We start from the raw sequence: 5,050 nt of genomic DNA, 5'->3' as shown, positions 1-5,050 counted from the left end.
CGAGCGCCGCAGGCCCTTCCCCCGGGAGCCCGCGGCGCTCGCCGTGTGCGTCAGGCGGAGCGACGCTCCGCCGCGGTGCGCACCCCCACGGGAAGTCGCAGGTACTGCTTCTCGCTGCCGGTCACGGCCACGACATGGGCCGAGCGCTCGGCCTCCTCGCCGCCGTCCACCGTCACTGCGGCCACGTACATCGGCGCCAGCACGCTCTGCGCACGCCGCCGCCCGAGGCTCAGGTAGCCGAACGCGAACAGCTGCGGCTCGATCCGGACGTCCTCCTCGCGGCCCTCGAGCAGGCGTGACAGGCGGGCCGCGACCTCGGACGCGGCGTCCTCGGGGCGGCGCGACACCGCCTTGTCGAGCGTCGCGCCGCTCCCGTCGCCCGCGAACCGGCGCAGCGTGAGCGTGAGCGACGACAGGCGGCCGGAGCCGGTCACCTCGACGCTCCCCGACGCCCGCCCGAGCACGGGCAGGTCGCGGACCGCGTGCCGGTACGCGCCGACGGCTCGCGTGAGCACGGGCTCGCTGACCTTGCCCTCGCGGTCGGCGCCCGCCGCCTTGAGCTTCCAGAGGCGCTCGAACGTGAGCGTGTCCTCGCGGTCGACGAGCGACGCCAGCCCGAGCCGCGCGACCTGGTCGTCCACGTAGCCGCGGAGCTTCTCGTCCGGGAGCACCTCGTCGAACAGGTCGTCGAGCGGGTCGACGCCCGCGTGCAGCGTCAGCGCGCCCGACGCGTGGAACGTCACGGCACGCCCGCCGTCCTCACCCCGGTACACCGAGCGGTCGGCCAGGCGGAGACCGCCCTGCGACGCGTCGAGCGGGATGCCCGCCGCCTCGGCCAGGCCGGCGAACAGCTGCTCGTTGCGGCGCACGAACGTCTCCGGGCCGGGCGTCGCCAGCTCGACGACCTCGGTCACGTCGGGCACGTCGCCGACCAGGCCCGTCAGGCGCTCGGTCAGGTCCTTCGTCGTGGTCATGTCCTTCTCCCTCTCAGCCCTCGGCCCAGCGCCACAGCAGGCAGCCCTGCTGGGACGGGGACAGGTCGGGGGACACCGAGCCGTGGCCCCACAGGTGGTCGCGGTTGTGCGGGCTCAGCGACCAGATGACGTTGCCGCCGTTCCACGTCTGCGACGTCGCCGGCCCGACGACGACCGGGTGGTTGTCGACCCACCAGTCGGAGACGCCGTCGATCCACGCCGACGACACCGTGTCGCCGTCGGTGAGGTTGCTCGCGACGTCCTCGCCGCACTCGTCGGTGGTGATGCCGTCCCACATCTCCTCCCACGCCCCGCAGTACAGGTGCAGGCGGTTGAAGATGTTCCACAGCCCCGTGAGGGTGCCGAGCGGCGCGGTGTCGCACGAGTAGGCCATGACCCACTCCGCGTTCCAGTCCTCGCCGAGCTCCCACGTGCCCGAGAACGTGCGCCACTGGTCGCGCGGGACGTCGTACAGCAGCCGGGCCTGGCCGTCCGCCGTGTGGTTGCCGTGCGTCTCGATCCAGAACAGGTCGACGTCGTCGACCCACGTGCGGTCGTCACCGCCGCCGCTCGTGTCCTGGATGTCGTTCTCCCACACGTCCTGCTCGGACCAGTACCAGGCCCGGGTGTGCCCGGAGCTGCGGAGCTCGTCGTCGAACCCGTTGCTGCGGTTGAACGTGTAGGTGAGGTCCGCGGCGGTGGAGACGCCGTTCGCCCGTGCGTTGCCGAAGTGCCGGATGGCCTCCACCCCGAACGTCGCTGCCATGAGATGCCCCCTGTCGTCGAGCGTGCGTTCGGGAGGCAGGAGCGGTCCTGTCGCGAGGCGATACGGGGACGGCAGGGTGATCCGGCCGGTAGGCGCTTGCCTGTGACGTCCGCCTCACCGACAGGTCCGTGGTGGGTACAGGGAACAGTCGGGGGCGACGGTCGGTTGCGCACTGTGGTCGCCGTCGAGCGGCCGCCTTCCTGCGAACCTGGAGCTGCCGCGCGTGAGCCTGCACCTGACCGAGCGCCGTGCCGTCGACCTGCGTCGGGTCGCCAGCGCGCTCTGTCGGCACACGCACCGCTTCCCGGGTCGCTGACCCGGCACGCGGGACCCCGCACGGGTCCCTGACGGTCCGGCGCCGCCGTGCGCCCTCCGACCGCGACCGGCCGGCAGTCCTCCGCCGGTTCCCGCCACGTCGCTCGTCGACCTGGCTCCGTCCCCCCGACGCGTCCCTCACGGACCTCCCTCGCGGCGCGACCGCGCCCCGGAAAGGCCTCACCCCGTGTCTGACACCACCACGCAGCCCCAGCGCCGGCTGCGGTTCCCCTCCTTCACCGTCCAGGTCCTGCTCGGCCTCGGCCTCGGCGTGCTCCTCGGCTGGATCGCGCTGCAGATGGGCGAGACGCCCTCCGGCGAGCCCAACTGGCTGACGACCACGCTCGACACGATCGGGTCCTCGTTCGTCACGCTGCTCAAGGCGATCGTCCCGCCGCTCGTGTTCCTCGCGATCGTCACGTCGATCGCGAACCTCGAGCGCGTCACCAACGCCGCACGCCTCGCCTGGCAGACCCTGCTGTGGTTCGCCATCACCGCCGCGATCTCCGTGGGCGTCGGCATCGGCCTCGGCCTGCTGCTCCAGCCCGGCGCGCGCTCGACCCTCAGCCCCGAGGACGGGTTCGAGGCCGGCGCGAGCGGCTCCTGGCTCGACTTCCTCAAGGGCCTCATCCCCGGCAACTGGCTCGGGATCGGCGCCGGCACGCAGGTCACCACCGGTGCCGACGGCGCCGTCGAGGCCAGCACCTCGGTGTCGTTCAACGTGCTGCAGATCGTCGTCGTCGCGCTCGTCGTCGGCATCGCCGCGCTGCGCACCGGCAAGGCCGCGCAGCCGTTCCTCGCGTTCAACCGGTCCGCGCTCGCCGTCGTGCAGAAGGTGCTGTGGTGGGTCATCCGCCTCGCGCCGCTCGGCACGCTCGGCCTCATCGGCAAGGCCGTCGCGACCTACGGGTGGGACCTGCTCGCACCGCTCGGCACCTACGCCGCCGCGATCTACCTCGGCCTCGCCGTCGTCCTGCTGGTCGTCTACCCGGTGATCCTGCGGACCAACGGCCTGGGCATCGGCGCGTTCTTCCGCGGTGCGTGGCCGGCGATCCAGCTCGCGTTCGTGTCGCGCTCGTCCGTCGGGACGCTGCCCGTCACGCAGCGGGTCGTCGAGCGGAACCTCGGGGTCCCGCGCTCCTACGCGTCGTTCGCGGTGCCGCTCGCCGCCACGACCAAGATGGACGGCTGCGCCTCGATCTACCCCGCGATCTCCGCGATCTTCGTCGCGCAGATCTTCGGCGTGGACCTGTCGGTCACCGACTACATCCTCATCGCGTTCGTGTCCGTCGTCGGGTCCGCCGCGACCGCGGGCCTCACCGGTGCCGTCGTCATGCTGACCCTCACGCTGTCGACGCTCGGCCTGCCGCTCGCCGGCGTCGGCCTGCTGCTCGCGATCGACCCGATCCTCGACATGGGCCGCACCGCGGTCAACGTCGCGGGTCAGGCGCTCGTGCCCACGATCGTCGCCAAGCGCGAAGGCATCCTCGACGTCGAGCGCTACACGTCCGCGTCGACGGCGAACCTGCTCGCCGACGACGTCGACGAGGCCACCGAGGCCGACGACGAGGTCCGCGACGCGACCGTCGTCCCGGCCCCGCGGGAGCCCGTCACGGCGTCCTGACGTCGGTTCGAACGACGCGCCCGGTCGCCCTTGCGTCAGCGAGGGGCGACCGGGCGTCGTCGTGTGCGGTGACCGTGAGGCAGGGCGCCCGGTGCGCGGTGACGGTGATGCAGGGTGCCCCGTGTGCGGCGACCGAGGTGCATGGCGCACCGTGTGCGGCGACCGTGATGCCCGGGGCCCTGCGCGGCGGTCCGCGGCTCGTTCCTGCGTCGGCGCGTCGTGTGCGCCTGGTCACGGGGCGGTCGGGCACCGGCGCGGCGCGTGCAACACGCTCGACACACGGCCGCGCGACGATGTGGCCGCACCGACGACCCGCGCCACCGCGGAGCGACCCGCCTGTCGGTGACCCGTCGCGAGGAGCGTGCCTGTGCCCACCACCGTCCTGACGATCGACGCCGACGACCCGCTGCGGCCCGACGTGCTCGCGCTGCTCGAGGAGCACCTCGCGGACATGTACGCGACGTCGCCCGCCGAGTCCGTCCACGCGCTCGACCCCGCAGCCCTGACCGACCCGGCGGTCACGTTCTGGACGGCGCGCGACGGAGGCGGGGCTCTGCTCGGCACCGTCGCGCTCAAGGTCCTGGGTGGCGGATCGGCGGAGCTCAAGTCGATGCGGACCGCGCCTGCGGCCCGCGGGCAGGGCGTCGGCGCTGCGCTGCTGGACCACGCGCTCGCGCAGGCGACCCTCCGTGGCTACCGCAGCGTCCTGCTCGAGACGGGCACCCAGGACTACTTCGCGGCGGCCCGTCGCCTCTACGCCCGCGCGGACTTCGTCGAGTGCCCGCCGTTCGCCGACTACGTGCTCGACCCGCACAGCGTCTTCCTGCGCCGGGACCTCGGCCTCGCGTAGGGGCGCCGGGGACCGGCTAGAGCGCGTGCCGCAGGCCGCTCGCGCGCCGGACCGGGCGCTCGACCGCGGCACGGACCGCGGCCTCCGACCCGATGACGTGCACCGAGTCCCGGGCGCGCGTCACCGCCGTGTACAGCAGCTCGCGCGTCAGCAGCGGTGACGTCGCGGGCGGCAGGAGCACCGTGACGCGCGTGAACTGGCTGCCCTGCCCGCGGTGCACGGTCATCGCGTGGACCGTCTGCACGGCGGGCAGCCGGTGCGGTCGCACCAGGTGCGGCCGCTCGGCGTCGCCGAACGCGACCACGACCGCCTCCTCGGCTCCGTCACCGCCGAGGTCGCGGACGACCACGCCGGTGTCGCCGTTCGACAGGCCGCTCGTCGCGTCGTTCTCCGTCACGAGCAACGGCCGCCCCGGCGGCCACGGGCCGTCGTCGGGTCGTCCGCCGGTCACGCCCTCGACCCAGGCCTCCGCCTGGGCCGCCCAGTGCGCGACACCCGCGGGCCCTTCGCGGTGCGCGAGC

Annotated in this window: 6 protein-coding genes; 3 read left to right on the top strand and 3 right to left on the bottom strand. The window is 73.6% G+C overall.

What is annotated here, in order from left to right; genetic code table 11:
• Positions 1-50 precede the first annotated feature (50 nt).
• Together HGA02_RS09935 and HGA02_RS09930 are read right to left on the bottom strand one after the other, a co-directional pair.
• Positions 51-974, bottom strand: coding sequence for a hypothetical protein (locus HGA02_RS09935; protein WP_168678867.1), 924 nt, complete (start codon positions 972-974; stop codon positions 51-53).
• 13 nt (positions 975-987) lie between these two features.
• Complete coding sequence (locus tag HGA02_RS09930; protein WP_168678866.1) at positions 988-1,740, bottom strand: DUF6345 domain-containing protein; 753 nt, start codon at positions 1,738-1,740, stop codon at positions 988-990.
• A 223-nt stretch (positions 1,741-1,963) separates the two neighbouring features.
• Here HGA02_RS09930 and HGA02_RS21810 point away from each other — a divergent pair, with 223 nt between their 5' ends.
• From HGA02_RS21810 to HGA02_RS09920, 3 genes are all read left to right on the top strand, one after another.
• Positions 1,964-2,056 (top strand): putative leader peptide, encoded by a 93-nt coding sequence (locus HGA02_RS21810; protein WP_425483054.1) that lies wholly within the window; start codon positions 1,964-1,966, stop codon positions 2,054-2,056.
• Between the two features lie 186 nt (positions 2,057-2,242).
• Positions 2,243-3,679 carry a cation:dicarboxylate symporter family transporter gene (locus HGA02_RS09925; RefSeq protein WP_168678865.1) on the top strand — a complete coding sequence of 479 codons (1,437 nt, stop codon included), beginning with the start codon at positions 2,243-2,245 and terminating at the stop codon, positions 3,677-3,679.
• A gap of 361 nt (positions 3,680-4,040) precedes the next feature.
• Entirely contained in the window at positions 4,041-4,529 is a 489-nt protein-coding gene (locus tag HGA02_RS09920; RefSeq protein WP_343035421.1) for a GNAT family N-acetyltransferase, read from the top strand.
• Positions 4,530-4,545: 16 nt separating this feature from the next.
• On the opposite strand, the gene HGA02_RS09915 is transcribed toward HGA02_RS09920, so the two are convergent.
• A partial coding sequence (locus HGA02_RS09915) for an ATP-binding domain-containing protein (RefSeq protein WP_168678864.1) occupies positions 4,546-5,050 on the bottom strand: 505 nt, incomplete at its 5' end.

The organism is Cellulomonas septica, assembly GCF_012396155.1.
In the GTDB taxonomy this organism is placed as follows: Bacteria; Actinomycetota; Actinomycetes; order Actinomycetales; family Cellulomonadaceae; genus Cellulomonas; species Cellulomonas septica.
Note: the sequence above shows the minus strand (reverse complement) of the source record. Positions and strands in the feature narration are given on the sequence as shown.